Genomic DNA, 24,874 nt, shown 5'->3' on the forward strand with positions numbered 1-24,874 from the left:
TTTAATAGGCTAAGCAGTTCTTCGAAGTAAGACACCAAAATGGTTGGATAATGAGCAAAACAGAATTTTACGCGGACCTAAACCGCGATTTTCAAGCGTTAATGGCAGGTGAAACGAGTTTTCTAGCGACGCTCGCAAATACCAGCGCGCTGCTGTTTGAACGTCTTGATGGGGTGAATTGGGCCGGTTTTTATCTTCTGGAAGCTGATACGCTAGTATTAGGACCGTTTCAAGGCAAAATTGCCTGTGTGCGCATTCCGGTTGGCCGTGGAGTTTGCGGCGCAGCGGTTGCGCAAAATCGCGTACAGCGTGTGGAAGATGTGCACCAGTTCGATGGTCATATTGCCTGCGATGCAGCAAGTAATTCTGAAATCGTACTGCCGGTAACGGTAAATAATCAGATTATTGGCGTGCTGGATATCGACAGTGTCGTCTTTTCTCGTTTCACCGCCGAGGATGAACAGGGGCTGCGCGAACTGGTTTCGCATCTTGAAAACGTTCTTGCGGCGACCGATTATCAAAAAATCTTTGCACCCGTCGCAGGATAATCAACGGATAACGTAGCATTTACCGATAGCGTCATTATAATGACGCCTGTTCATGCCTGCGCTTGTTGGCAACGTCCGTTGTAATCAGGAAATTTCATGGAAAATCAACCTAAGTTGAATAGCAGTAAAGAAGTTATCGCTTTTTTGGCCGAACGTTTCCCTCACTGTTTCAGTGCTGAAGGCGAAGCACGCCCTCTGAAAATCGGTATTTTTCAGGATTTAGTTGAGCGTGTTGAGGGTGAGATGAATCTCAGCAAAACCCAACTTCGTTCCGCTTTACGTCTTTATACTTCAAGCTGGCGTTACCTGTACGGTATCAAAGCTGGCGCGGCGCGTGTGGATCTCGATGGCAACGCTTGTGGCGTGCTGGATGAGCAACACGTAGAACATGCCCGCAAACAGCTTGAAGAAGCCAAAGCGCGTGTTCAGGCACAACGTGCTGAACAGCAAGCTAAAAAACGAGAAGCCGCTGCTGCTGCAGGTCAAGAAGAGGCGCCGCGCCGTGAGCGTAAAGCCCGCCCGGCTCCGCGTCGTAAAGAGGGTGCTGAACGCAAACCTCGTACTGACAAACCTGTCGCGAAAACCCAGCGTGCACCTCAGCAGGAAGAGCGCCATACACCAGTTTCAGATTTATCTGTACTGAGCGTTGGTCAAAACCTGAAGGTGAAAGCGGGGAACAATGCGATGGACGCCACGGTGTTGGAAATCACCAAAGATGGCGTTCGCGTACAGCTTAGCTCGGGTATGTCGATGATTGTACGCGCAGAACATTTAATGTTCTGAAACGGAGGCCTGGCCTGGCATGAACACTTTGTTTAAGCGCACAGCATTGGCTGGTCTGTTATTCGTAACAGGCCATGCTTTGGCTGTGGAAGATATTACCCGTGCCGATCAAATTCCGGTATTAAAGGAAGAGACCCAGCACGCGACGGTGAGCGAACGCGTAACTTCGCGTTTTACCCGCTCTCACTACCGTCAGTTTGATTTAGATGCCGCTTTTTCGGCGAAAATTTTCAATCGCTATCTCAATCTGCTCGACTACAGCCACAATGTGCTGCTGGCGAGCGATGTCGAACAGTTTTCCCAGAAAAAAAGCCTGATTGGCGACGAGCTGCGCACCGGTAAACTGGACGTATTTTACGACCTGTACAACCTTGCGCAGAAGCGTCGTTTTGAGCGCTACCAGTACGCACTGAAAGTGCTTGAGCGCCCGATGGATTTTTCCGGTAACGACACCTTTAATCTTGACCGTAGCAAAGCGCCATGGCCGAAGGATGAAGCGGAACTGAACGCACTGTGGGACAGCAAAGTTAAGTATGATGAACTTAGCCTGAAGCTGACCGGGAAAGATGAGAAAGAGATTCGCGAAACGCTGACGCGTCGTTATAAATTTGCGATTCGCCGTTTGGCGCAAACCAATAGCGAAGATGTTTTCTCGTTAGCCATGACCTCGTTCGCGCGGGAAATTGACCCGCACACCAACTACCTTTCTCCGCGTAATACCGAACAATTTAATACCGAGATGAGTCTGTCTCTGGAAGGGATTGGTGCAGTGTTGCAGGGGGATGATGACTATACCGTGATCAATTCCATGGTGGCAGGTGGTCCGGCGGCGAAAAGCAAAGCTATCAGCGTTGGCGATCGTATCGTGGGCGTGGGGCAAACCGGCCAGAACATGGTTGATGTTATCGGCTGGCGTCTTGACGATGTGGTTGCACTGATTAAAGGACCAAAAGGCAGTAAAGTGCGCCTTGAAATCCTGCCGGCGGGTAAGGGCACCAAAACGCGTATTGTTACACTGACGCGTGAACGGATTCGCCTGGAAGACCGCGCGGTGAAAATGTCAGTAAAAAGCGTCGGCAAAGAAAAAGTTGGCGTTCTGGACATCCCTGGCTTCTATGTTGGTCTGACTGACGATGTCAAAGTCCAGTTGCAAAAACTTGAAAAACAAAACGTTAGCAGCGTGGTTATTGACTTGCGCACTAACGGCGGCGGCGCGCTGACGGAAGCTGTATCGCTCTCCGGTCTGTTTATTCCGTCCGGCCCGGTGGTACAGGTGCGTGATAACAACGGTAAAGTGCGTGAAGACAGCGATACCGACGGCGTGGTGTATTATAAAGGCCCACTGGTGGTGCTGGTTGACCGCTTTAGCGCCTCTGCATCAGAAATCTTTGCCGCTGCGATGCAGGACTATGGCCGTGCACTGATTGTTGGTGAACCCACCTTTGGTAAAGGCACTGTCCAGCAGTATCGCTCGCTCAACCGTATTTACGATCAGATGCTTCGTCCTGAGTGGCCGGCGCTGGGATCGGTGCAATACACCATCCAGAAATTCTATCGTGTTAACGGTGGAAGCACGCAGCGTAAAGGCGTAACGCCGGACATTATTATGCCGACGGGGACGCAGGTTACTGAAACCGGTGAGAAATTTGAAGACAACGCACTGCCGTGGGACAGCATCAACGCTGCTACGTTTGTGAAGTCTGGCGATTTAAAACCGTTTGGCGCGGAATTGCTTAAAGATCATGAGGAACGAATCGCCAAAGATCCTGAGTTCCAGTACATCATGAAGGACATTGCGCGTTTCGATGCATTGAAAGATAAACGTAACATCGTTTCTCTTAACCTGTCGCAGCGCGAGAAAGAGAATGCGGAAGATGATGCCATTCGTCTCTCTCGTCTCAATGATCGCTTTAAACGCGAAGGCAAGCCGCTACTGAAAAAACTGGACGATTTGCCAAAGGATTATCAGGAACCCGATCCGTATCTCGATGAAACGGTTCATATTGCTCTGGATCTGGCGCATCTCGAAAAAGATCAACCAGCGGAACAACCCGCTCCCGCAAAGTAAAATAAAACAGGCACAAGAGATTGTGCCTGTTTTTTTAACAACTCTTCTTTGGCGTAAGCAATGTACTACAAAATGTAAAGTTGTGTTATTCTCGTGACTTACGCTGCTCTGATGCTTGAAAATAACTGCTATGCCCATACGATGTGGGTAATCGCATAGTGCGTTTTGTTAAGTCGAGGTTAAAAGAAAATTATGATGCGAATCGCGCTCTTCCTGTTGACTAACCTGGCCGTCATGTTGGTGTTCGGTCTGGTACTTAGCCTGACGGGCATTCAGTCGAGCAGCGTTCAGGGCTTGTTAATTATGGCGCTGCTGTTTGGTTTTGGCGGCTCGTTCATTTCGCTGTTGATGTCGAAATGGATGGCGCTGAAATCTGTTGGTGGTGAAGTGATTGAACAGCCGCGTAACGATATGGAGCGCTGGCTGATGGACACTGTTGCCCAGCAGTCTCGGCAGGCAGGTATCGCGATGCCGCAGGTGGCCATTTACCATGCACCGGATATCAATGCCTTCGCAACCGGTGCGCGCCGTGATGCTTCGCTGGTTGCAGTCAGCACCGGCCTGCTGCAAAACATGAGCCGCGATGAGGCTGAAGCTGTTATCGCCCATGAGATCAGCCATATTGCGAATGGCGACATGGTCACCATGACGCTGATTCAGGGTATCGTGAACACCTTTGTTATCTTCATTTCACGCATCATTGCGCAGATTGCTTCAGGTTTCCTCAGCGGTAACCGTGATGATGGCGAAGAAACTAACGGCAACCCGCTGATCTACTTCGCTGTTGCAACTGTGTTGGAGCTGGTGTTCGGTATTCTGGCGAGCATTATCACCATGTGGTTCTCGCGTTACCGTGAATTCCATGCCGATGCCGGATCTGCAAAATTGGTTGGTCGTGAGAAGATGATTGCTGCGCTCCAGCGTTTGAAAACCAGCTATGAACCGCAGGAAGCAAGCAGCATGATGGCTTTCTGTATCAATGGTAAGTCAAAATCGCTGAGTGAACTGTTCATGACCCACCCGCCGTTGGACAAACGTATTGAAGCATTGCGTTCTGGCGAATATCTGAAATAACAGGTCATCTGGAATAAAAAACGCGTCTAAGGACGCGTTTTTTATTGCCAACTTAAAATCACGTTCTGTGGACGTGATAAGCAACAGATTTTAGTTTTGCCATACTGCCTCTGGATTCAAAGCTGACAGAACGGGTAGGGCGTTAATCCCTTCGACGACGTTATCAATATCGTGCTATACAAGGGATTTTTTACTCACTGGCGCGCGGCTGTGTAATACGTAGACTGCTGATTCCGGCGGCGATCGTGGCGAGTGTTCCTGCCAGTAGCAATGAGGTATGCGTCCCATGGGTTTCAAAAAGATTAAACATCAACGCTACCAGTGCGGCACCGGAGCTTTGTCCCAGTAGACGCGCTGTACCCAGCATGCCACTGGCACCGCCGCTGCGCTGGCGGGGTGCGGCAGTGATAATAGTGTGGTTGTTGGGCGACTGAAACAGGCCGAAACCCGCACCGCATAACGCCATTCGCCAGATGATATCAATATCTGCCGGTGCCGACGGAAGCAGCGCTAGTGCAAATAAGCCACCCGCCATCATGACCATTCCTAATCCTCCCAGAAGCCCGGCATGAACGCGTTCAATCAGATATCCTGCCAGCGGAGCCATTACCATAGTAGCCAGCGGCCAGGGCGTTAACAGCAACCCCGTCTCCACTTCACTGCGTCCAAGCACCGTCTGTAAAAAGAAAGGCAAAGAGACAAGTGCCAGCATCTGTGCGCAAAATGAACAGACAGAAGTGCCAATCGACAGAGAAAAAAGCGGGATCCGCAGCAAATCTACAGGTAATAAAGGTACGGGTAATTTCAACTGCCTGCGAACAAAAAGCGAGCCAATGAGCAACAATGCGACCAATTCCACCAAGACTAACATCGTGGATTGCCCCTGAGCGAAGCTGCTAAGGGCCGTGATTAACAGACCGAATGTCAGTGCATTCATTACCGCGCTGGGCAGGTCGAATTTAGGTTTTGCACTGCGTGTCGCATTGGGCGGTAAAAATTTTATTGCCAACAGCAAGGCGAGAATACCCAGAGGCACATTGATCAGGAATAACCATTGCCAGGAGGCAACAGAAAGAATGGCCGCTGCAATGGTCGGTCCTGCAGCAGATGATACAGCGACAACGAAGGAGTTGATGCCCATACCGCGCCCCAGGCTTCGCTGGGGATAAATCAGCCGAATGAGCGCAGTATTAACGCTCATCAGTGCTGCACCGCCAAAGCCTTGTGCGACACGCGCCAAAGTTAAGGTCAATAACGAGTCGGAAAGCGCGCAAAGTAACGAGGTAAGCGTAAAGAGCATCAGGCCGTATTGATAAACTCGGCGATAACCAAACATATCGCCAAGGAATGAAAGGGTCAGTAATGAAACGACGATCGCAATTTGATAGGCATTAACAATCCAGATTGAACTGGCAGCGGAAGCATTGAGATCCCTCGCAATGGTCGGTAGAGCAACGTTAGCAATTGCGCCGTCCAGCACGGCCATGGCGATGCCAACAATAATGGTCAGAATTGCGCCGTAACGCTGTGGAATGGGCAAGCCATCAAGGGAGGATTTATCCATGGAAATTTCAGGGCTAGTGTCACAAAGTTATTTGTATAATGATTCTATCATTAGCATTCCGGTTTTATGTCGCAGATTTGTAACGAAGTTGACAAACGCGCATTGCGGTGACCGGATGACGAATTTATAATAAAAACCGATTCTGAATTTTATAAAACACAGGCGATGAGGTGATTAATGGCAATCGCAGATTTGGACAAGCAGCCAGATTCTGTCTCTTCTGTATTGAAGGTATTTGGCATTCTGCAGGCGCTCGGAGAAGAGCGTGAAATCGGCATCACCGAGCTTTCGCAGCGTGTCATGATGTCGAAAAGCACCGTTTATCGCTTTTTGCAAACCATGAAATCGTTAGGTTATGTCGCACAGGAAGGGGAGTCAGAAAAATATTCCCTGACGCTGAAGCTTTTTGAGCTTGGGGCGCGCGCATTGCAAAACGTTGATTTGATCCGCAGCGCGGATATCCAAATGCGTGAGCTTTCTCGTCTGACGAAAGAGACCATCCACCTGGGTGCGCTGGATGAAGATAGCATTGTCTACATCCATAAAATTGATTCAATGTACAATCTGCGCATGTATTCGCGCATTGGTCGCCGTAACCCGTTGTACAGCACTGCGATTGGTAAAGTCCTGCTGGCATGGCGCGATCGTGACGAAGTGCAGCAGATTCTTGAAGGTGTTGAGTATAAGCGCAGCACTGAGCGCACTATCACAAGTACCGAAGATCTGTTGCCGATGCTGGATATTGTGCGTCAGCAAGGTTATGGCGAAGACAACGAAGAGCAGGAAGAAGGCTTACGCTGTATTGGCGTGCCGGTTTTTGACCGTTTCGGTGTTGTGATTGCTGGTTTAAGTATTTCTTTCCCAACATTGCGCTTTTCAGAAGAACGCCTGCATGAGTATGTTGAAATGTTGCACAATGCCGCGCGTAAAATTTCCGAACAGATGGGTTATAACGACTATCCGTTCTGAATGAAGACAAAAAAGTCGCCTGAAAAAAAGGCGGCTTTTTTTGTGCAAAAGATTAGCCGTTATCGATAACGGTATCGCTTTTACGCAACAGCGGGCAATTTGCCAGACCAAAAAAACCATTACTGGAATGCACATATTGTGCGGTACTGGTGCCTCGCGCAGTAGCATATTTACATTGCAAGCCCAGCCCAGCCGCGTTTTCCGTACTGTTGATCAGCACCCCGTAACCGCTCAGCAAGAGCCCAATCCACAGCAGCGCCAGAACGATAACGCTTCGTATGAGTGTACGCATATTTGCTCCTTGCATATCGGTAGACTGTATCACAAGGCTACGGTATTTACCTGGTGAAACAAGTCCAGCATTCCTAAAAATACCGAAAGGAGATACAGTTAGTCGCGGTTTAAGGAAGCCATGTTAACCTGGTTACACCTTGCAACGTATCGGAGAGTGGAGTGAGAAAATATAGATGGCTGATTCTGGCTGCCGTATTGGTAGTCTGCCTGCTACTCTGGACTCAAATGCTTAACGTAATGTGTGATCAAGATGTACAATTCTTCAGCGGCATCTGCGTCATCAATAAATTCATCCCCTGGTAATGGCATTTTTTCAGTGAGAGATTTCCTTCCTTGACGTCAGTGGTAGAATGCCGCGTCTATATAGAGGTGGTGAAATGAACGAAGTATTAAATTCAGGCGCGATCAACCTTGCGTCCATAGTCCTTTCTTTGGTGGTTCTTCTTGTCGGTCTGGTTTTGTGGTTCTTTATCAATCGCGCCAGTTCACGCACGAATGAACAAATCGAGTTACTTGAAGCTCTGCTGGATCAGCAAAAACGACAAAATGCTTTGCTGCGCCGGTTGTGCGAGTCAAATGAACCTGAAAAAGACGAAGCGGTTGAGCCAGTAAAAGCGCAAGAAAAAGGTGATGATGACTTCATCCGCCTGGTTGCTGAGCGCTAGCCTGCCTGGGAGTGCGAGATGGCGTGGAAAAACCCCTGGTATAATCCTGCAATCTCGCACCACACGCCGGAAGGTTTTAGCAATTCGGCATCTTTTGCCCATCAACCCGGAGATGTTAAGCGCTGGCGAAAAGAGCGCAAAGCCGCCGGGCTTCCCCGACCACCCTCCTGCGGCTACCCAGGATTTATCGAACAGTGGTGGCAAAAAGCCGATATTGCTGGTGAGGACGATGGCCTCTGGTGGTTAGGACATGCCAGCATGCTATTGCGCCTGCAGGGCCAATATCTCCTCACAGATCCCGTCTTTTCTCGTCGTGCTTCGCCTGTAAGCTTTGCTGGTCCAGAACGTCGGACACCGACAGCGCTCGCGATTGCCGACATTCCGCTACTGGACGCGATTCTTATTTCTCACAATCACTACGATCACCTGGATACGTGGACGGTGCGTGCGCTGCTGCGTCGCTTTCCGGATGTGCACTTCTTTGTACCATTGGGGGTTGGCGGTTGGCTTCGTCGACGCGGTGCGCAACATGTTACTGAGTTAGACTGGTGGCAAAGTTTTATATTTCAGGGAATGACCTACACCGCGGTGCCTGCACAACATTGGAGCATGCGCACATTATGGGATCGCAATCGCTCATTGTGGTGCGGCTGGGTCATTGAATCATCAGCGCAGCGTTTTTGGTTTGCTGGTGATACAGGTTACACACCAGAATTGCTCACCATTCCTCAACGGTTAGGTCAACTGGATACTATCGCGCTGCCAATTGGTGCTTATGCACCGCGCTGGTTTATGGCGATGAATCATATGGATCCACAAAGTGCTGTTGCGCTTTGGCAACAGTTGGGTGCGCCGCTTGCTATCCCTATTCATTGGGGAGTATTTGAGCTGGCGGATGAATCGCTTGATGAACCAGTCAAAGAGTTGCAGTGGGCATTAACCGAAACGGCTGCGGAGAATGATAACTTCAGGATCTTAAAAATTGGGCAGTATTTGCCTCTTTGTTAATTCCGCCAGCACTCCAAAAACATGCGTTGCTTTATTATCACGCTGTTTTATTTTTATCGAAACGATTTCTTTGCCTTTTTATGAGGCAGTGTCATCATAATTTCATTATTTTGGTGCACAACTTTGCTTATTTGCACAAGAAATATCCATAGTGGTTTGAGGTAATAGTTTTTATTGGGTTTATATTTGTTTAAGAATCTTCCTGGTCTAAGAAAAAAGCATAAGTATGCGCAAAAAGTTCTTACGATATACGCTATATGCATAGCGGTATGGGAACTGGCATGGAACGACGGAACTTATTGAGCTATAGTAAGAAATTCGCTTCTGTGAGCACAAATATTGATGTTCAGAGCGTCTGTTATAGCGTTCAATGTTATGCATAAACGTGCGCAACAAGTCTTGATAACCATAGAATTTGTGCGACGGATCCAGACATGTTTAAAAATGGCTTGCCATAATTTACGTATTATGTGATAACACGTTTTGGGTCAATCGAGGTACAGCTCTGTTTATGTGTGGCATTTTCAGTAAAGAAGTCCTGAGTAAAACGTTTCGTTGAATACAGCTTCTCTGCCGAACCTTATATTAGTGCCTCAAGCAGTAATGTCTCAGTTTTCTCAGTCAATGCCTGCGGGCGAAGTATATACATTAAGGAATTTTGCAAATGGCAAAGATTAAAGGTCAAGTTAAGTGGTTCAACGAGTCTAAAGGTTTTGGTTTCATTACTCCGGCTGATGGCAGCAAAGATGTATTCGTACACTTCTCTGCAATCCAGGGTAACGGCTTCAAAACTCTGGCCGAAGGCCAGAACGTTGAGTTTGAAATTCAGGACGGCCAGAAAGGCCCAGCTGCAGTTAACGTAACTGCTATCTGATTTCGACACCCCTGAGCTTGAAGCGCATTTAGCGCGTCAATGTCAGACATAAAGCCTCGCCTTAGTGCGGGGCTTTTTAATTTCCACGACATAACAAATGGCGGTACACTCTCGCCCTTTAAGAACGCCCCGGAGTTTTTATGGCTTTCAGTTGTCCGCTTTGCCACGCACCTTTACATCGTCGAGATAAATCCTTCTTTTGCGCGCAGCGGCACCAGTTTGATATTGCGAAAGAGGGTTATGTCAATCTTTTGCCCGTTCAGCATAAACGCTCGAAGGATCCTGGCGACAGTGCGGAGATGATGCAAGCGCGGCGCGCTTTTCTGGATGCAGGGTATTACCAGCCATTGCGTGATGCGATTGGTGACATTTTGAATGCGCGGCTACCGCCGGTGGCCGATGCTGTGCTGGATATTGGCTGTGGGGAAGGGTATTACACCCAGGCATTTGCCGCGATTGCACAGCAACATGGTGCGCAAATGCTAGGACTGGATGTTTCAAAAGCGGCGATTCGTGCGGCGGCGAAGCGCTATTCGGCGATCATGTTTTGTGTTGCATCCAGCCACCGCTTGCCTTTTGACGACAGCAGCATTGACGGGTTGGTGCGTATTTATGCGCCCTGTAAAGCGCAAGAGTTGTCGCGCGTAATGAGGCCAGAAGGTATTGTCATTACCGCATCACCAGGACCACGCCATCTGATGGAATTAAAGGGGCTCATCTATGACGAGGTGCATTTACATGCGGAAAATAGCGGCGATATCTTAGGATTCAGAGTGCTGGAACAGCAATCACTCGCCTATGATATGACATTGACGGGCCAGCAAGCGGTTACGCTATTGCAAATGACGCCTTTTGCCTGGCGGGCAAAACCGGAGGTGTGGGAAAAGTTAGCGGCAATGGAACAATTCCACTGCCAGACCGATTTTACGATCCACTGCTTACAGCGGGAAAGTTAAGCGGCAAAGTGGCTCCACAGGATCTGCGCGCCAATGCCAATCAGCACGATACCACCGAGAATCTCGGCTCGCTTTCCAAGAAGCGGGCCAATAAAACGGCCAATCATCATTCCTGTTGTCGACATAATTAGCGTTGCACAACCAATCGCCAGCGCAGTTGCGAGAATATTGACTTGCAAGAAAGCGAGGCCAACACCAACAGCCATAGCGTCGAGGCTGGTAGCAATTGCGGTGGTTACCAGCAACCAGAAACCATGGCGGTGCGGCGTTTCCGCTTCACTGTCGTCTTCGCCGCGTATTCCCTCAAGCACCATTCTGCCACCGAGAAACACCAGTAGCACAAACGCTATCCAGTGATTCCATTCCAGTACAAATTTCGTTGCCAGCAGGCCCAGCCCCCAGCCGATCAGCGGCGTCAGGGTTTCAATCACGCCAAAGATAAGACCGGTGCGCAATGCTTCAGAAAACTTCGGTTTATGTAATGTGGCACCCTTACCAATAGAAGCTGCGAAAGCATCCATCGACATGCCAAAAGCGAGGAGAAGAGTAGCAGATAAATTCATGTGAGCGTCCTGACCGGGAGTTCCATATAACACATCTCTGCCCCCCGTAAACAGCAGTTGATGTGCCAATAGTCTCGCCTGACTGATGACTTCAGTCCGTACGTGCCACGTTTTTCAACGAGTATGTTGACACGTACATTTCCAGTAGTGGAAATCGGCTACTCCCCAACGACGGACGCACCTTAACATATTTTGAGAATATAAAACAACAGCAGCAATATATAATGTTGTTTGCTTTTTGATAACGATTAGCATTTAGATTTATCGGTAAAAATTACGTTAATAAATATAAGTGCTTCCCCCCAGTAATATAGCAATGGCTATAAGTCTGCTGATTATTTACGCGGAGTAATTTCCGCGAAAATAGAGCTTAACTCACTGAGTTTTAAGTAAAATGGCAGAGATCTTTTCCAGGTCGTCGATATTTCGTACGCGAATAAGCAAACGTCGTTGTTCTAATTGCATCACTAACACACCATCTTCCGATAAATTCATCTCTTTTATACGGCTATATTCAATCCATGCATTAGCAAAGAAAAAACCGCGCATTTTAAAAATGATTTTGGGGGCGCGGATCCAGAAGAGATAAATGCCCAACAAAGTCAGCGCAAATAATAACCACAGGGTTAATGATGAACCGCCATTAGCTGTGTTGTTATAGATAAGGATCACAAGCAGACCGACAAAAATAGCCCCATCGGTACGGCTTCTGCGTAATAGGGGAACCGCAAGGAGCGTAGCACCATTGCGGCGTGGCATGATGAATTCATCATAGATAGCGAAAGCCAGCAGGGCAGCGATAAACAGTACCAATACGATATCCGCAATCGTCATTGTTTCTCCTTACATAAAAAAACCGGGGGCAAGCCCCCGGTTATCACATCACAAATTAAAGACCCAGAAGACCAATGGCGTAACCCACAATTCCGATAACGAAGAAGCCAACGATAATCCACAGCGGGTTAACTTTCTTACGCAGCAGCCACATGCAGGCAAAAGTCAGCAGTAGTGGTACCAGGCCCGGCATTAACTGATCGAGAATGGTTTGCACTGTCGTGACGTTGGTTTTACCGGTCTGATCGGTAATTTCTGATACCACAAGTGGAATGTTCACATGCGTCCACTTATTAACCAGTGCCCCCATCACAAACAGGCCGAGAATTGACGCCCCCTCGGTCAGTTTTTGCAGGAAGCCACCGCCCATATCTTTAACAATGTCGATACCTTTACGGTAGCCGTACGCCACGCCGTAGTAACGTGTCGCCAGACGGACAATATTGAACAAGACGAAGAACAGCAATGGTCCGAGCAAGCTGCCGCTCATGGCGATCCCAGCACCGAGCGCTGCAAAGACCGGGCGCACCGTACCCCAGAAAATGGGGTCGCCAACCCCTGCCAGCGGCCCCATCAGACCAACTTTGATGCCGTTAATCGCACCATCGTCGATCTCTGCGCCGTTTGCACGCTGCTCTTCCATCGCAAGCGTAACGCCCAGTACCGGCGCTGCGACGTATGGATGGGTGTTAAAGAACTCCAGATGACGTTTAATGGCCTGACGGCGCGCTTCGTTATTTTCCGGGTACAGGCGTTTAATCGCCGGCACCATTGAGAAGCAGAAGCCCAATGCCTGCATACGTTCGAAGTTCCATGACCCCTGGAACAGGTTAGAACGCAGGAACACGCCACGAATGTCACTCTGGGTGAGTTTTTTCTCAGTCGGAGTTTTTGTCATATCAACCATGTCGTTCACCTGTTAATCCAGTTCGTTATCAAGATCGTTGGAACCAGCCGGAGCAGCGCCGCCTGCTGAACGGTTATATTTCGGGCTGAGCTGAATGTAGAGAATCGCCATGACTGCACCGATAACACCCAGCGAGACGAGGTTGAAATTGGTGAATGCCGCTGTCACGAAGCCGAGATAGAAGAACGGCATCAGGTAGCCTGCGCGCATCATATTGATGACCATCGCATAACCTACCACCACGATCATACCACCGGCGATATTCAGACCACTGGTCACCACTTCCGGAATGGCGCTAAGCATGCTCTGTACTTCACTGGTACCGACAGAGATAGCGACAATTACCGCCGGGATAGCGATACGCATAGCTTGCAGGAACAGGGAAGAGACGTGGATCCAGGAAAGCGCCGTCAGGTTGCCGGTTTCGGCTGCCTTATCCGCGGCATGCTGGAAGCCGACGGTAATGGTACGAACGATAATGGTCAGAACCTGGCCTGCCGCCGCCAGAGGAATGGCCAGCGCGATACCGGCACCGATGCTCTGATGACCGCCAATGACCAGAATGGTCGAGATAATCGACGCCAGCGCCGCATCGGGTGCGACAGCCGCACCGATGTTCATCCAACCCAAGGCAATCATTTCCAGCGTACCGCCGATAATGATACCGGTTTTCATATCACCCAGAACGATGCCCACCAGCGTACATGCCACCAACGGACGGTGGAACTGGAATTCATCGAGTATCGACTCCATACCGGCAATACACGCGACGACGAACACCAGCACAATCTGAAGAGTGGTAATCTCCATTGTACTTCTCCTATAGCTAAATCAGACGTAAGTGTGAAAACTGAATCAATCAGGCCGCCGCGGTTATTTCGCCACTTTGCTGATTAAATCCATCATTTTCAGTTTCGGATCGTTTGAAACTTTGCGGACTTCCAGCTCAATATTGCGTTCGTTCAACTGCTTGAATGCGACAATATCTTTCTCATCCACCGAAACCGCGTTATTCACCTGGGTTTTACCCTGACGATAAGCCATACCGCCAATGTTGACGGAGGTGATTTTTACCCCCTCTTCAACGACGCGCAGCACATCCGTCGGGTTGGTGAACAACAGCATCACGCGCTCACCCGCATATTTAGGGTTGTTATACACACGCACCATTTTGGCGACATCAACGACATGTGCCGTCACGCCTGGAGGCGCAACCTGAGTCAGCAGGGTTTTACGGACATTATCTGCTGCCACTTCGTCGCTCACCACGATAATACGCGTAACGTTAGTCTCTTTTGTCCAGCGGGTAGCAACCTGGCCATGGATCAGACGGTCATCGATACGGGCAAGGCCGATCACCATATAATCATTAGGTCCCATGGGTTTGGCAGGTGCTGCCGCTTTCGGTGCCACAGGTGCAGATGTGGGTTTTGCTACCGGTTGCGCTTTCAGCGCTTTCACGCCTTCACGTCCGGTTTCCACCGCCAGCGCCACCAGTTCGTCAAATGTCGGGTTGTCATCCCGGGCCATCAGTGTTTCCACCAGCATCGGAATATTGACGCCAGCAATGACTTCATAATGCTCTTTATCGACGACAATGCGACTGGCAGCATTGAACGGGCTGCCGCCCCATGTATCAACGAGAAACAGCACACCTTTGCCGGTATCCAGCTTCTCCAGCTGTGCGTTGTACTTTTCGATCAACGTTTCCGCATTTTCACCGGGAACAAAATCAATCCAGCCGACATTCTCCTGCTCGCCCAGCAGCATCTCGGCGGTTTTGATCAATTGTTCCGCAGCCCAACCATGTGTGCCTATAACAATAGCAATGGTCACTTGCTACCTCCTTCTTCTTGTCGTTAACACACCAGTAATTGATGTATTGTGAATCTGTCCCGGTAACGGTAAACCGAATCGATTCAGATAAGGGTTAAAGAGAACACCTATGACTTTCGGGATTTATTTTAGATAGTGAAAAAATAATTTATGTGATGAAGATCCGTAATTTAGGTTTCCTCTTCGTGAAATTTCGAAGCGCAAAATATCCACACAAATTGCAAATTCCGGTAAATCTTTGCAAATGCCAAACTCACTCTGATATGTTTATCCTCCGTTTAATTAGTCAGGAGTATAGGGCAGCAGCCCACCGTATGGATCGTCACCGACGTCAGTTCACTTTTTGGCCTTCTCGTGCCTCGCAGCCCGGCGTTTTCCGCCATTTTCCAACGACGTTTAATGTCATATTTGTGCGTTTCCGCACACTGAATAACGCATCTCTTGTCAGGAGCCTGTCATGGAATTCTTAATGGATCCCTCGATTTGGGCGGGATTATTGACGCTGGTTGTTCTGGAAATTGTTCTCGGTATCGACAACCTGGTGTTTATTGCCATCCTTGCCGACAAACTGCCGCCGAAACAGCGTGATAAAGCGCGTCTCATTGGTCTGTCGCTCGCGTTGGTGATGCGACTGGGGCTGTTGTCGCTGATCTCGTGGATGGTAACGCTGACAAAACCGCTTTTTTCCGTCTGGGATTTTACCTTCTCCGGGCGTGATCTGATTATGCTGTTCGGTGGTGTGTTCCTGTTATTCAAGGCGACGACGGAGCTGCATGAACGGCTGGAAAACCGTGAACATGTCAGTGGCGACGGCAAAGGCTACGCCAGTTTCTGGGTGGTCGTCGTGCAGATCGTTATTCTTGACGCGGTCTTCTCACTCGATGCGGTAATCACCGCAGTAGGTATGGTCAATCACCTGCCGGTGATGATGGCGGCCGTCGTTATTGCGATGGCAGTGATGTTACTGGCATCAAAACCGCTGACGCGTTTTGTGAACCAACATCCCACAGTGGTCGTGCTCTGCCTGAGCTTCCTGCTGATGATCGGTTTGAGCCTGGTGGCTGAAGGTTTTGGCTTTCATATTCCGAAAGGCTATCTGTACGCGGCGATTGGTTTCTCCATCATCATTGAGTTCTTTAACCAGATTGCGCGCCGGAACTTTATTCGCCATCAGTCACATCTGCCGCTGCGTGCCCGTACGGCTGATGCCATCCTGCGTTTGATGGGAGGACGCCGCCAGTCGAACCCACAAATTGAAGCGGATAGCCAGGCCTCCGTCCCGGTGCCGGAAGGCGCGTTTGCGGAAGAAGAACGTTATATGATTAACGGCGTATTATCTCTGGCCTCACGCTCGCTTCGCAGCATTATGACGCCGCGCGGTGACATTAGTTGGGTGGATGCCAACCTCGGGGTTGAACAGATCCGCCAACAGTTGTTGTCTTCACCGCACAGTCTGTTCCCTGTTTGCCGTGGTGAGCTGGATGAAGTCATTGGCATTGTGCGCGCGAAAGAGATACTGGTCTCGCTGGAAGCGGGCGTGGATGTTGCGGCTATCGCTTCGGCAACCCCGGCGATTGTTGTGCCGGAAACCCTGGATCCGATCAAGCTGCTGGCCGTATTGCGCCGGGCTCGCGGTAGTTTTGTTATCGTCACCAATGAGTTTGGTGTCGTGCAAGGTCTTGTGACCCCGCTGGACGTACTGGAAGCCATCGCCGGTGAATTCCCGGATGCGGATGAAACGCCTGAAATCATTGGCGACGGTGACGGCTGGCTGGTCAAAGGCACCACAGACTTACACGCGTTGCAGCACACGCTGGGTCTGGACAACCTCGTCGATGAAGACGAAGACATTGCCACCGTGGCCGGGCTGGTGATTGCCGCGCGAGGACAAATCCCGCCAGTGGGCGAAACCTTCGAAATGGCACCGTTGCATATCACCGTGATTGAAGCCAACGATTACCGTGTTGATCTGGTACGTATTGTTAAAGAGCAACCTGCTCACGACGAAGAAGAGTAATCTTTACCCCGGCATTAACGGCGCGACATGCCCGTTATGCCGTTCCGGCGGCGGGGAAACATTCCCCGCCAGCCAGGCCGGAAAATCCGTCACCGGCATCGGTGCTGCAAAAAGAAACCCCTGCAACATGTGTACACCTTGTTGACGTAAATACAGCGCTTGCTGCGTTGTCTCCACGCCTTCCGCTACCAGCTCGATATTCAACCGTTGGCCGAGCGCGATAATCATATCGGTCACCGTCGAGTTCACCGCATCCGTACCGATAGCCGCGGTATAAGATTTGTCGATTTTCAGGATGTCCGGTTGCAATTTCTCCAGCCACGAAAGCGAACTGTTGCCGGTACCAAAATCATCAATGGCTATCTTCGCGCCATGGCGATGAAGTTCACGCAACATCCGTGATTCAACATCCAGCAAAGCATCGCGCTCCGTGAGTTCAATGGTTAATTGCTGGGCGGGATTTTTGTTAAACCAGAGCTGGACGAGATCTTTTAGCAATTCGCCGTGGCGTAAATGGCTTGGCGCGGCGTTGATGCCGATATGAAAGTGAGGATCATCAGGAAAGAGCGCCAGTTGACGCTGGGTTTCTATCAACACATAACGCGTCAGCGGGGCAATCAGATGCTGCTCTTCGGCGAGCGGAATAAATATTTCTGGTGAGATCCATCCCTGGCGCGGGTTATGCCAGCGCAACAAAATTTCGACACCTGCGCACTGCATGTCATGTGCGTTAAGTAATGGCTGGCAAAATAGCTCAAATTCGCGCCCGGCAAGCCCAAGGTTGATCTCTCTGGAAAAACTCATGCGGTTGGCGGTGGCAAACCAGGCAATAAAACCGGTCAATAAACTCATCATCAGCGCCAGGGGTAACTGTGAAGGCAAATGCCACAGCGCTAGTCTCGTGGAGCCCGGACCGGTAACACTAATGGTAAAAGGAAAATGGGCAGAAGCACGCTGGTAGCGTTTTTCGTTTTCCAGCGGCGGTAAGTCATCCAACACACCTTTGCCTTCAACCAGATGTTTACCACCAACGCTGAGGTTGACGCTGGTAATCAATGGCTCTTGCGGCTCAAGCATTAAATTACTGAGTAACTCAATATTTACCGCTTCCATCACGCCGCTTTGCCCGTCTTCACTGGTGGGATACCACATGATCAAGATCGGGCGATCTTTTAACAGTGACTGGTCAGTGGTGAGCACCAGTTTTTGCGAACGAGAAGGCAGCGAGGGCTGAAGCTGGTGAATTGCAACATCACGTTGGCCAAAGATACTTGAGCAATAGAGCGTTCCGTTTTGAATCAGACCGATAGATCGCACGGTTTGCAGACTTGCTGCGAGCTTGCGAAGTTGCAGGTGAATATCGTTACAGGGGATGCCAACCAGAGGCACCAGCACACTGCGACCCGCTTCCAGCGGCAGCATCAAACGCTCAAGCGTTTCAACCGCGTGGTTGGTAAAGGCGTAAATACGCTGATGATTTAAATTACGCTCCGAAATAAAGCGAAACGTCAGGGTTAAAAATAGGGCGACAGCACCAACCAGCACGCAAACAATGGCGCGCCGTCGTCGGTAACTTTTGATGATCCGTTGAGCCGTCTGCATGCCGCTGCCGCCTGTAAAATCCCTGGCCTGATTTCCATGCCAGAACACTCAAAGTGTAGTGGGGAATTACCGAAGCGACGATAAATAGGCGAAAGATCACTCAACTGCAGCAAAGGTTAAAAAAAACGCCGTTCGGCTGAACGGCGTTGATAAGCAAGAATTAATCACACTGTACTTTAATGGCAAGCCCGCCACGCGATGTTTCGCGGTATTTGGCGTTCATATCTTTGCCGGTCTCATACATGGTTTCGATAACTTTATCGAGCGAGACGCGCGGCGCGCTGGTACGGCGCATAGCCATTCGCGTAGCGTTAATCGCTTTCACCGAAGCGATAGCGTTACGCTCAATGCACGGCACTTGTACTTGCCCTGCGACCGGGTCGCAGGTCAGACCGAGGTTATGTTCCATGCCAATTTCCGCCGCCACGCAGACCTGCTCCGGGCTGGCACCCAGCAGCTCCGCAAGACCCGCAGCCGCCATAGAACAGGCAACGCCTACTTCGCCCTGGCAACCCACTTCGGCACCGGAAATGGAAGCGTTCATTTTATACAATGCGCCGATTGCGCCAGCGGCGAGGAAATAGCGGATATAAATATCCGGGCTGACGGATTCGATAAAGTGGTCGTAATAGGCCAGTACAGCCGGAACGATGCCGCAGGCACCGTTAGTTGGCGCGGTTACCACGCGGCCACCGGCGGCGTTTTCTTCGTTAACCGCCAGCGCAAACATATTCACCCAGTCGATAACGTTCATCGGATCGCTGGAGAGCTTATCACTGGAAACCAACATACGACGCAGTGCGGAAGCCCGGCGCGGAACGCGCAGGGGCCCCGGCAGCACGCCTTCTGTATTCATACCGCGATCGATACAGGCGCGCATGGTTGACCAGACATTACCGAAGTACTCTTCAATCTCTTTTTTCGAGTGCAATGCCAGTTCATTCTGCATCGCCATGCCAGAAAGCGATAAACCGCTTTCTTTGCAATACTCCAGCATCTGGGTAGCAGAATTGAACGGATAAGGGACATTGACAGTGTTGGTGGTCTCTTTACCAAAATGTTCTTCATCGACGATAAAACCCCCGCCGATGGAATAATAGGTTTTGCTGTAAATGACGCTTTCGTCATTCAGCGCAGTGATGCGCATTCCGTTCTCATGCAGCGACAAGTTATCGCTGTGAAAACGCATCCCGTCATCCTGCGGGAAATCGACTTCATGACGCCCCTGCGCCAGCAGCAGACGACCGCGATTTTCTACATCACGGATAAAACCCGGGATTGCATCGATATCGACCGTGGCCGGTTCATTGCCCGCCAGCCCCATAATGATGGCAATATCGGTATGGTGACCTTTCCCGGTAAGGGAGAGCGAGCCGTACACATCAACCACCACGCGGGTGACGTTCTCCAGCAATCCTTTTTCGACCAGGTCATCGACGAACTGCTTACCGGCCTTCATCGGGCCTACAGTGTGGGAAGATGAGGGACCAATCCCCACCTTAAACATGTCGAATAGACTAATCACATTAACGCTCCTGACAGGGTTACCGGCGTTTCCAGTAACGATGTAATAACTGCGCATAGTGTAAGAGGGAAGGCCATAAACAGCTTAACTATTCACATGAATTAAACTAATGGCTAACCTTGATTTTACTAATAGCGCGTACGCTGTCACAAAAGTGCGATGTGTAAAGTATAGTCAAGGTCTGCGCCCAATTTGCAGCGCCAGCGAGCGAATTATTCCTGCCGTCATGCCCCAGACAAAATAATGCTGATACCAGGATAACCACACCCGATGCGCATTGCCGTGGCGGTGGATATCCAGCGGATGATAGCGACCAAGACGCAGTGCTTCGGCCAGCGGCATTTCAAACACCGCAGCCACTTCATCCTCACTGGCGTGATAGTGCAAATCCGGCGGGATAATGCCCACCACCGGTGTAACCTGAAAACCCGTCACACTGTCAACCGGCGGCAAAACGCCAATGACTTCAACGGCCTCAGGTGGAATGGCGACTTCTTCCTGCGCCTCGCGCAGCGCCGCAGCGATGAGCGACGCATCCGTGCTGTCAACTGCGCCCCCAGGGAACGCCACCTGACCGGCGTGCTTGCGAAGCAGAGGCGAGCGTTGCGTCAGTAATAGGCCGGGCTGTTCACGGCGTACCACCGGCACCAGTACCGCCGCCTGACGTGTGTTCGCCACCGCCGGGTTGAGTTGCGGGCGTAAAAGCTGAAAGCGCGATAAAAAATCATCCAGAGTTAAAGCCGGTTGCTCCACGAATCATCTCTCCAGTTGCCGCAGGATACGGTTAACTTTATCAAAAGTTTCCTGATACTCCGCCTCTTCCTGGCTGTCGGCTACAATGCCGCCGCCTGCGGAACAATAAATTTTCCCCGCACAGGCGCTGAGCGTGCGAATGGTGATGCTGGTATCCATGTTCCCGCAGAAACTGAGATAACCAATAGAGCCGCACCAGGCGTTGCGCCGCTGCGGTTCAAGCTCATCGATAATCTCCATCGCACGCACTTTCGGTGCGCCGGTGATCGAGCCGCCTGGAAACGCAGCGCGCAGCAGATCGCTGGCGTGACGCCCGGCGGGCAATTTTGCCGTTACGGTGCTGACCAAATGGTGAACGGCAGGAAAAGGTTCGACCACGAACAGTTCCGGCACGCGCACCGAACCGGGTATCGCCACTCGACCAATATCGTTACGCATCAAATCAACAATCATCAGGTTTTCGGCCTGGTCTTTCGGTGAGGCAGTGAGTTTCTGCGCTTGCTGCGCATCTGCCTGCGGGTCGGCAAGTCTTGGCAACGTGCCTTTAATCGGGCGAGTTTCGATATTGTCACGTTCAAGGCGAATAAAACGCTCCGGCGACAGGCTTAGGATCGCGCCGTGTTCAAGGCGTAAAAAAGCGCTGAATGGCGCACGGTTTTCGCGATTGAGTTGGGTAAACGCCAGCCACTCATCCCCACAATAGTCGGCAGCAAAACGTTGAGCCAGGTTGACCTGGTAGCAGTCGCCGCTGTGTAACCACGCCTGAATCTGACGGAATTTTTCGCCATATTCCCCACGCGTCATATTGGCCTGCCAGGCGGATGTCAGCCGAAACGGTTGGCGCTGCGGTTCGCTTTGCGCCTGTAGCCACGCCAGCCTGGCGTTAACGTCGCGATAGCTGAGCAATGTCACGCGTTGCAACCGGTGGTCGACAATCAGCGCCCAGTCATAAATTCCGACCGCCATATCCGCGAGGGTAATGTCCTGTTCGGCAATCGTGGGGAGTTTTTCGAAACGGCGGCCTAAATCGTAGCCAAATAGCCCCAGCGCACCGCCCTGAAATGGCAGATCTGCATGAGGTTCGCAACGAAACGGGTAAGCATCCAGACATTGTTGCAACAGTTGTAGCGGATCTTCTTGAGATATTTCGCTACCATTAAGGGTCGTTGCCTCACCGTGCGTCGTCAGTGTCTCCAGGGGATCGGCCACCAGAATATCGAAACGATTATGTGGATGTTCTGCATGGCCAGAATGCAACAGCATGGCCCAGGGCTGGTGGCTGAGTGGGGCAAAGTAATGTTCAGCGGCGTCCAGGCGCCACGGCAGTGAAATAACGGCGGGGGATAACGTCTTCATGGATCCTGACTCGTGTGCGTCTGCGCTGGTGAAGCGCGCCGACGCATGGAATAATTAGCGTCAATAATTTAGCAGGAGTTGACAATGTTTGCAGGTTTACCTTCCCTCAGTCACGAGCAGCAACAAAAAGCGGTAGAGCGTATTCAGGAGTTGATGTCCGGCGGCATGAGCAGCGGGCAGGCGATCACGCAGGTTGCCAATGAGTTACGCGCCAACCATACCGGCGAACGGATCGTGGCGCGCTTCGAAGACGAGGATGACGAGTAATTACACCGCGGCGATGATTTTGATTTCCACTTTATAACGCGGGTTCATCAGTTTTGCCTGCACGGTGCAGCGCACCGGCGCATGCCCCGCAACAACCCAGGCATCCCACGCTTTATTCATGGCGGCAAAATCGTCGCCATCGGCCAGAAAAATTGTGGCATCAAGAATGCGCGTTTTATCGCTACCTTGCTTGAGCAGAACCGCATCAATTTGCGCCAGCGTATTGGCCGTCTGTTCAAATGCATCGGCATCGAGGTTTTCCGGCACGCCAGTGTAGTAGAGCGTCTGGTTGTGGATAACCGCATCAGACCAGCGAGCCGCCGCATCAATACGCACAATCGTCATTATCTGTTCCTTCTTATCTGCCATGAATTTGCGGGCAAGAGTGCCATAAAAAGCTGGCTGGCGTAAATCCGCTCGTCCTGACATAATCACTGGCGATTTAACCAGGGGGTAGTGTGACGGACGATTTTGCAACAGACGGCCAATTAGCCAAAGCCATTGCGGGATTCAAACCGCGTGAACCGCAGCGCCAGATGGCGCAAGCCGTCACACACGCGATTGAGAATACGCAGCCGCTGGTGGTGGAAGCGGGCACCGGTACCGGTAAAACCTACGCCTACCTCGCTCCAGCGCTGCGCGCCGGGAAAAAAGTGATTATCTCCACCGGTTCGAAAGCCTTGCAGGATCAGCTTTACAGTCGCGATTTACCTACTGTCGCCAAAGCGCTTGAGTTCACCGGACGCACGGCGCTGCTGAAAGGGCGGTCCAACTACCTCTGTATTGAACGTCTCGAACAGCAAGCGCTGGCAGGCGGCGACCTGCCTGTTCAAACCCTCAGCGACGTTATATTGCTGCGCTCCTGGTCGAATCAAACTACCGATGGTGACATCAGTACCTGCGTCAGTGTGGCGGAGGATTCGCAGGCGTGGCCGCTGGTGACCAGCACCAACGATAACTGTCTGGGCAGCGACTGCCCGATGTACAAAGACTGTTTTGTGGTGAAGGCGCGCAAAAAAGCGATGGATGCCGACGTAGTGGTGGTAAACCATCACCTGTTTCTTGCCGATATGGTGGTGAAAGAGAGCGGCTTCGGTGAGCTGATCCCGGAAGCCGAAGTGATGATCTTTGACGAAGCGCACCAGCTTCCCGACATCGCCAGCCAGTATTTTGGTCAGTCACTTTCCAGCCGCCAGCTTCTTGATCTCGCAAAAGATTTCACCATTGCCTATCGCACTGAACTAAAAGATACCGCGCAGTTACAGAAGTGCGCCGACCGACTGGCGCAAAGCACGCAAGATTTTCGTTTGCAGTTAGGTGAACCGGGTTATCGCGGCAACCTGCGCGAGTTACTGGCGGATGCGCATATTCAACGTGCGCTATTGCTGCTCGATGATGCACTGGAACTCTGTTACGACGTGGCGAAGTTGTCGCTGGGCCGCTCCGCACTGCTGGATGCCGCGTTTGAACGCGCAACGACATACCGTGCGAGGCTGAAACGACTCAAAGAGATCAACCAGCCAGGCTTTAGCTACTGGTATGAATGCACGTCGCGCAACTTCACGCTGGCGTTAACGCCACTGACCGTAGCGGATAAGTTTACCGAGGTGATGGCGCAGAAAAAGGGCAGTTGGATTTTCACCTCTGCAACGCTTTCGGTGAATGACGATCTGCACCATTTTACCGCGCGGCTTGGCATTGAAGGGGCGCAATCTCTGTTGCTGCCAAGCCCCTTTGATTATGAACGCCAGGCCTTGCTGTGCGTGCCACGCAATCTTCCGCAGACCAATCAGCCAGGCGCTGCGCGCCAGCTGGCGGCGATGCTTAGACCAATGATCGAAGCCAACAATGGTCGCTGTTTTATGCTGTGTACTTCGCACGCCATGATGCGTGATCTTGCCGAGCAATTTCGCGCCACCATGAGCCTGCCTGTATTACTGCAAGGCGAAACCAGCAAAGGTCAGCTGTTGCAGCAATTTGTGAATGCCGGTAACGCCTTACTGGTGGCAACCAGCAGCTTCTGGGAAGGGGTGGACGTGCGTGGCGATACGTTATCGCTGGTGATTATTGATAAGCTGCCGTTTACATCCCCGGAAGATCCCTTGTTAAAAGCGCGGATGGAAGATTGCCGTCTGCGCGGAGGCGATCCGTTTGATGAAGTACAACTGCCGGACGCGGTTATTACCCTGAAACAAGGTGTCGGGCGCTTAATTCGTGATATTGACGATCGCGGTGTGCTGGTCATTTGCGATAACCGTCTGGTGATGCGCCCGTATGGCGCGGTGTTTCTCGCCAGCCTGCCGCCTGCACCACGAACCCGGGATATTCGCCGCGCGGTTGAATTCCTTGCCTCTCCCCCGGCGCAGTAATTTACTGCGGACTGTGGTAAGATGCGCGCCATTTTGTTTTTC

26 protein-coding genes, 1 pseudogene and 1 riboswitch are annotated in these 24,874 nt (G+C 51.1%); of the genes and pseudogenes, 15 read left to right on the forward strand and 12 right to left on the reverse strand.

Translation table 11 applies throughout. The annotated features are described in order from the left end of the window. Positions 1 to 50 precede the first annotated feature (50 nt). The 4 genes from E0L21_RS11585 to htpX all read left to right on the forward strand — a co-directional run bounded on the left by E0L21_RS11585 (position 51) and on the right by htpX (position 4,473). Complete coding sequence (locus E0L21_RS11585; RefSeq protein WP_131409611.1) at positions 51 to 548, forward strand: GAF domain-containing protein; 498 nt, start codon at positions 51 to 53, stop codon at positions 546 to 548. A 96-nt stretch (positions 549 to 644) separates the two neighbouring features. Beyond that, on the forward strand, positions 645 to 1,331 hold the full coding sequence (gene proQ, locus E0L21_RS11590; protein ID WP_131409613.1) for an RNA chaperone ProQ: 687 nt from the start codon (positions 645 to 647) through the stop codon (positions 1,329 to 1,331). Between the two features lie 19 nt (positions 1,332 to 1,350). Further along, complete coding sequence (gene prc, locus E0L21_RS11595; RefSeq protein WP_131409615.1) at positions 1,351 to 3,399, forward strand: carboxy terminal-processing peptidase; 2,049 nt, start codon at positions 1,351 to 1,353, stop codon at positions 3,397 to 3,399. Positions 3,400 to 3,591: 192 nt separating this feature from the next. Then, positions 3,592 to 4,473 (forward strand): protease HtpX, encoded by an 882-nt coding sequence (gene htpX, locus E0L21_RS11600; RefSeq protein WP_131409617.1) that lies wholly within the window; start codon positions 3,592 to 3,594, stop codon positions 4,471 to 4,473. Positions 4,474 to 4,663: 190 nt separating this feature from the next. Here the strand turns inward: htpX and E0L21_RS11605 are convergent, their stop codons facing one another. After that, the gene (locus tag E0L21_RS11605; protein ID WP_131409619.1) at positions 4,664 to 6,037 is read right to left on the reverse strand and encodes an MFS transporter; all 1,374 of its coding nucleotides are present in this window, start codon (positions 6,035 to 6,037) and stop codon (positions 4,664 to 4,666) included. Positions 6,038 to 6,214: 177 nt separating this feature from the next. Between E0L21_RS11605 and kdgR the strand changes: the two genes are divergently transcribed. Further along, positions 6,215 to 7,006: a DNA-binding transcriptional regulator KdgR gene (kdgR, locus tag E0L21_RS11610; RefSeq protein ID WP_131409621.1), complete on the forward strand. Its 792-nt coding sequence runs from the start codon at positions 6,215 to 6,217 to the stop codon at positions 7,004 to 7,006. A 52-nt stretch (positions 7,007 to 7,058) separates the two neighbouring features. Here the strand turns inward: kdgR and E0L21_RS11615 are convergent, their stop codons facing one another. After that, on the reverse strand, positions 7,059 to 7,298 hold the full coding sequence (locus E0L21_RS11615) for a YobH family protein (RefSeq protein ID WP_131409623.1): 240 nt from the start codon (positions 7,296 to 7,298) through the stop codon (positions 7,059 to 7,061). 161 nt (positions 7,299 to 7,459) lie between these two features. Between E0L21_RS11615 and mgrB the strand changes: the two genes are divergently transcribed. The 6 genes and pseudogenes from mgrB to rlmA all read left to right on the forward strand — a co-directional run bounded on the left by mgrB (position 7,460) and on the right by rlmA (position 10,803). Next, the gene (gene mgrB, locus E0L21_RS11620; RefSeq protein ID WP_017456969.1) at positions 7,460 to 7,603 is read left to right on the forward strand and encodes a PhoP/PhoQ regulator MgrB; all 144 of its coding nucleotides are present in this window, start codon (positions 7,460 to 7,462) and stop codon (positions 7,601 to 7,603) included. Positions 7,604 to 7,677: 74 nt separating this feature from the next. Beyond that, positions 7,678 to 7,965: a YebO family protein gene (locus tag E0L21_RS11625; protein ID WP_131409625.1), complete on the forward strand. Its 288-nt coding sequence runs from the start codon at positions 7,678 to 7,680 to the stop codon at positions 7,963 to 7,965. A gap of 18 nt (positions 7,966 to 7,983) precedes the next feature. Continuing rightward, the gene (locus E0L21_RS11630) at positions 7,984 to 8,973 is read left to right on the forward strand and encodes an MBL fold metallo-hydrolase (protein ID WP_131409627.1); all 990 of its coding nucleotides are present in this window, start codon (positions 7,984 to 7,986) and stop codon (positions 8,971 to 8,973) included. A 511-nt stretch (positions 8,974 to 9,484) separates the two neighbouring features. Beyond that, positions 9,485 to 9,625: pseudogene (locus tag E0L21_RS11635) on the forward strand (DUF2627 domain-containing protein). 12 nt (positions 9,626 to 9,637) lie between these two features. Next, the gene (gene cspE / locus E0L21_RS11640; protein WP_001062678.1) at positions 9,638 to 9,847 is read left to right on the forward strand and encodes a transcription antiterminator/RNA stability regulator CspE; all 210 of its coding nucleotides are present in this window, start codon (positions 9,638 to 9,640) and stop codon (positions 9,845 to 9,847) included. A 140-nt stretch (positions 9,848 to 9,987) separates the two neighbouring features. Then, positions 9,988 to 10,803, forward strand: coding sequence for a 23S rRNA (guanine(745)-N(1))-methyltransferase (gene rlmA / locus E0L21_RS11645; RefSeq protein ID WP_131409629.1), 816 nt, complete (start codon positions 9,988 to 9,990; stop codon positions 10,801 to 10,803). Here the strand turns inward: rlmA and mntP are convergent. The 5 genes from mntP to manX all read right to left on the reverse strand — a co-directional run bounded on the left by mntP (position 10,800) and on the right by manX (position 14,943). Beyond that, positions 10,800 to 11,366, reverse strand: a complete 567-nt coding sequence (gene mntP, locus E0L21_RS11650) for a manganese efflux pump MntP (protein ID WP_131409631.1) — start codon at positions 11,364 to 11,366, stop codon at positions 10,800 to 10,802. The genes rlmA and mntP overlap by 4 nt on opposite strands. A gap of 6 nt (positions 11,367 to 11,372) precedes the next feature. Further along, a riboswitch (yybP-ykoY riboswitch) is annotated at positions 11,373 to 11,545 on the reverse strand. 196 nt (positions 11,546 to 11,741) lie between these two features. Next, a complete protein-coding gene (locus E0L21_RS11655; protein WP_131409633.1) occupies positions 11,742 to 12,200 on the reverse strand; it encodes a DUF986 family protein in 459 nt (152 codons plus the stop codon). Between the two features lie 55 nt (positions 12,201 to 12,255). Then, a complete protein-coding gene (locus tag E0L21_RS11660) occupies positions 12,256 to 13,107 on the reverse strand; it encodes a PTS mannose transporter subunit IID (RefSeq protein ID WP_020454084.1) in 852 nt (283 codons plus the stop codon). A gap of 12 nt (positions 13,108 to 13,119) precedes the next feature. Beyond that, positions 13,120 to 13,917, reverse strand: coding sequence for a PTS mannose/fructose/sorbose transporter subunit IIC (locus tag E0L21_RS11665; protein WP_131409635.1), 798 nt, complete (start codon positions 13,915 to 13,917; stop codon positions 13,120 to 13,122). Positions 13,918 to 13,980: 63 nt separating this feature from the next. Further along, on the reverse strand, positions 13,981 to 14,943 hold the full coding sequence (manX, locus tag E0L21_RS11670; RefSeq protein WP_131409637.1) for a PTS mannose transporter subunit IIAB: 963 nt from the start codon (positions 14,941 to 14,943) through the stop codon (positions 13,981 to 13,983). Between the two features lie 314 nt (positions 14,944 to 15,257). On the opposite strand from manX, the gene E0L21_RS25485 reads away from it, so the two are divergent. Both E0L21_RS25485 and yoaE read left to right on the forward strand, forming a co-directional pair. Continuing rightward, complete coding sequence (locus E0L21_RS25485) at positions 15,258 to 15,413, forward strand: protein YoaL (RefSeq protein ID WP_380208859.1); 156 nt, start codon at positions 15,258 to 15,260, stop codon at positions 15,411 to 15,413. Then, positions 15,401 to 16,960 carry a CNNM family cation transport protein YoaE gene (yoaE, locus tag E0L21_RS11675; RefSeq protein WP_131409639.1) on the forward strand — a complete coding sequence of 520 codons (1,560 nt, stop codon included), beginning with the start codon at positions 15,401 to 15,403 and terminating at the stop codon, positions 16,958 to 16,960. Before E0L21_RS25485 ends, yoaE begins: the two co-directional genes overlap by 13 nt. Positions 16,961 to 16,963: 3 nt before the next feature. Here the strand turns inward: yoaE and E0L21_RS11680 are convergent, their stop codons facing one another. The 4 genes from E0L21_RS11680 to pabB form a co-directional block, all read right to left on the reverse strand. Then, the gene (locus E0L21_RS11680) at positions 16,964 to 18,562 is read right to left on the reverse strand and encodes an EAL domain-containing protein (protein ID WP_131409641.1); all 1,599 of its coding nucleotides are present in this window, start codon (positions 18,560 to 18,562) and stop codon (positions 16,964 to 16,966) included. Positions 18,563 to 18,722: 160 nt separating this feature from the next. Then, the gene (gene sdaA / locus E0L21_RS11685; RefSeq protein WP_131409643.1) at positions 18,723 to 20,087 is read right to left on the reverse strand and encodes an L-serine ammonia-lyase; all 1,365 of its coding nucleotides are present in this window, start codon (positions 20,085 to 20,087) and stop codon (positions 18,723 to 18,725) included. 174 nt (positions 20,088 to 20,261) lie between these two features. Beyond that, positions 20,262 to 20,840 carry a CoA pyrophosphatase gene (locus E0L21_RS11690; protein ID WP_131409645.1) on the reverse strand — a complete coding sequence of 193 codons (579 nt, stop codon included), beginning with the start codon at positions 20,838 to 20,840 and terminating at the stop codon, positions 20,262 to 20,264. Positions 20,841 to 20,843: 3 nt separating this feature from the next. Beyond that, the gene (gene pabB / locus E0L21_RS11695) at positions 20,844 to 22,196 is read right to left on the reverse strand and encodes an aminodeoxychorismate synthase component 1 (RefSeq protein ID WP_131409647.1); all 1,353 of its coding nucleotides are present in this window, start codon (positions 22,194 to 22,196) and stop codon (positions 20,844 to 20,846) included. A gap of 84 nt (positions 22,197 to 22,280) precedes the next feature. On the opposite strand from pabB, the gene E0L21_RS11700 reads away from it, so the two are divergent. Then, positions 22,281 to 22,463 carry a YoaH family protein gene (locus E0L21_RS11700; protein WP_131409649.1) on the forward strand — a complete coding sequence of 61 codons (183 nt, stop codon included), beginning with the start codon at positions 22,281 to 22,283 and terminating at the stop codon, positions 22,461 to 22,463. Here the strand turns inward: E0L21_RS11700 and E0L21_RS11705 are convergent, their stop codons facing one another. After that, entirely contained in the window at positions 22,464 to 22,808 is a 345-nt protein-coding gene (locus tag E0L21_RS11705; protein ID WP_131409651.1) for a RidA family protein, read from the reverse strand. Between the two features lie 113 nt (positions 22,809 to 22,921). Between E0L21_RS11705 and E0L21_RS11710 the strand changes: the two genes are divergently transcribed. Further along, on the forward strand, positions 22,922 to 24,832 hold the full coding sequence (locus E0L21_RS11710) for an ATP-dependent DNA helicase (protein ID WP_131409653.1): 1,911 nt from the start codon (positions 22,922 to 22,924) through the stop codon (positions 24,830 to 24,832). Positions 24,833 to 24,874: the final 42 nt, after the last annotated feature.

Origin of the sequence: Kosakonia quasisacchari (assembly GCF_004331415.1) — a bacterium.
Classification (GTDB): Bacteria; Pseudomonadota; Gammaproteobacteria; order Enterobacterales; family Enterobacteriaceae; genus Kosakonia; species Kosakonia quasisacchari.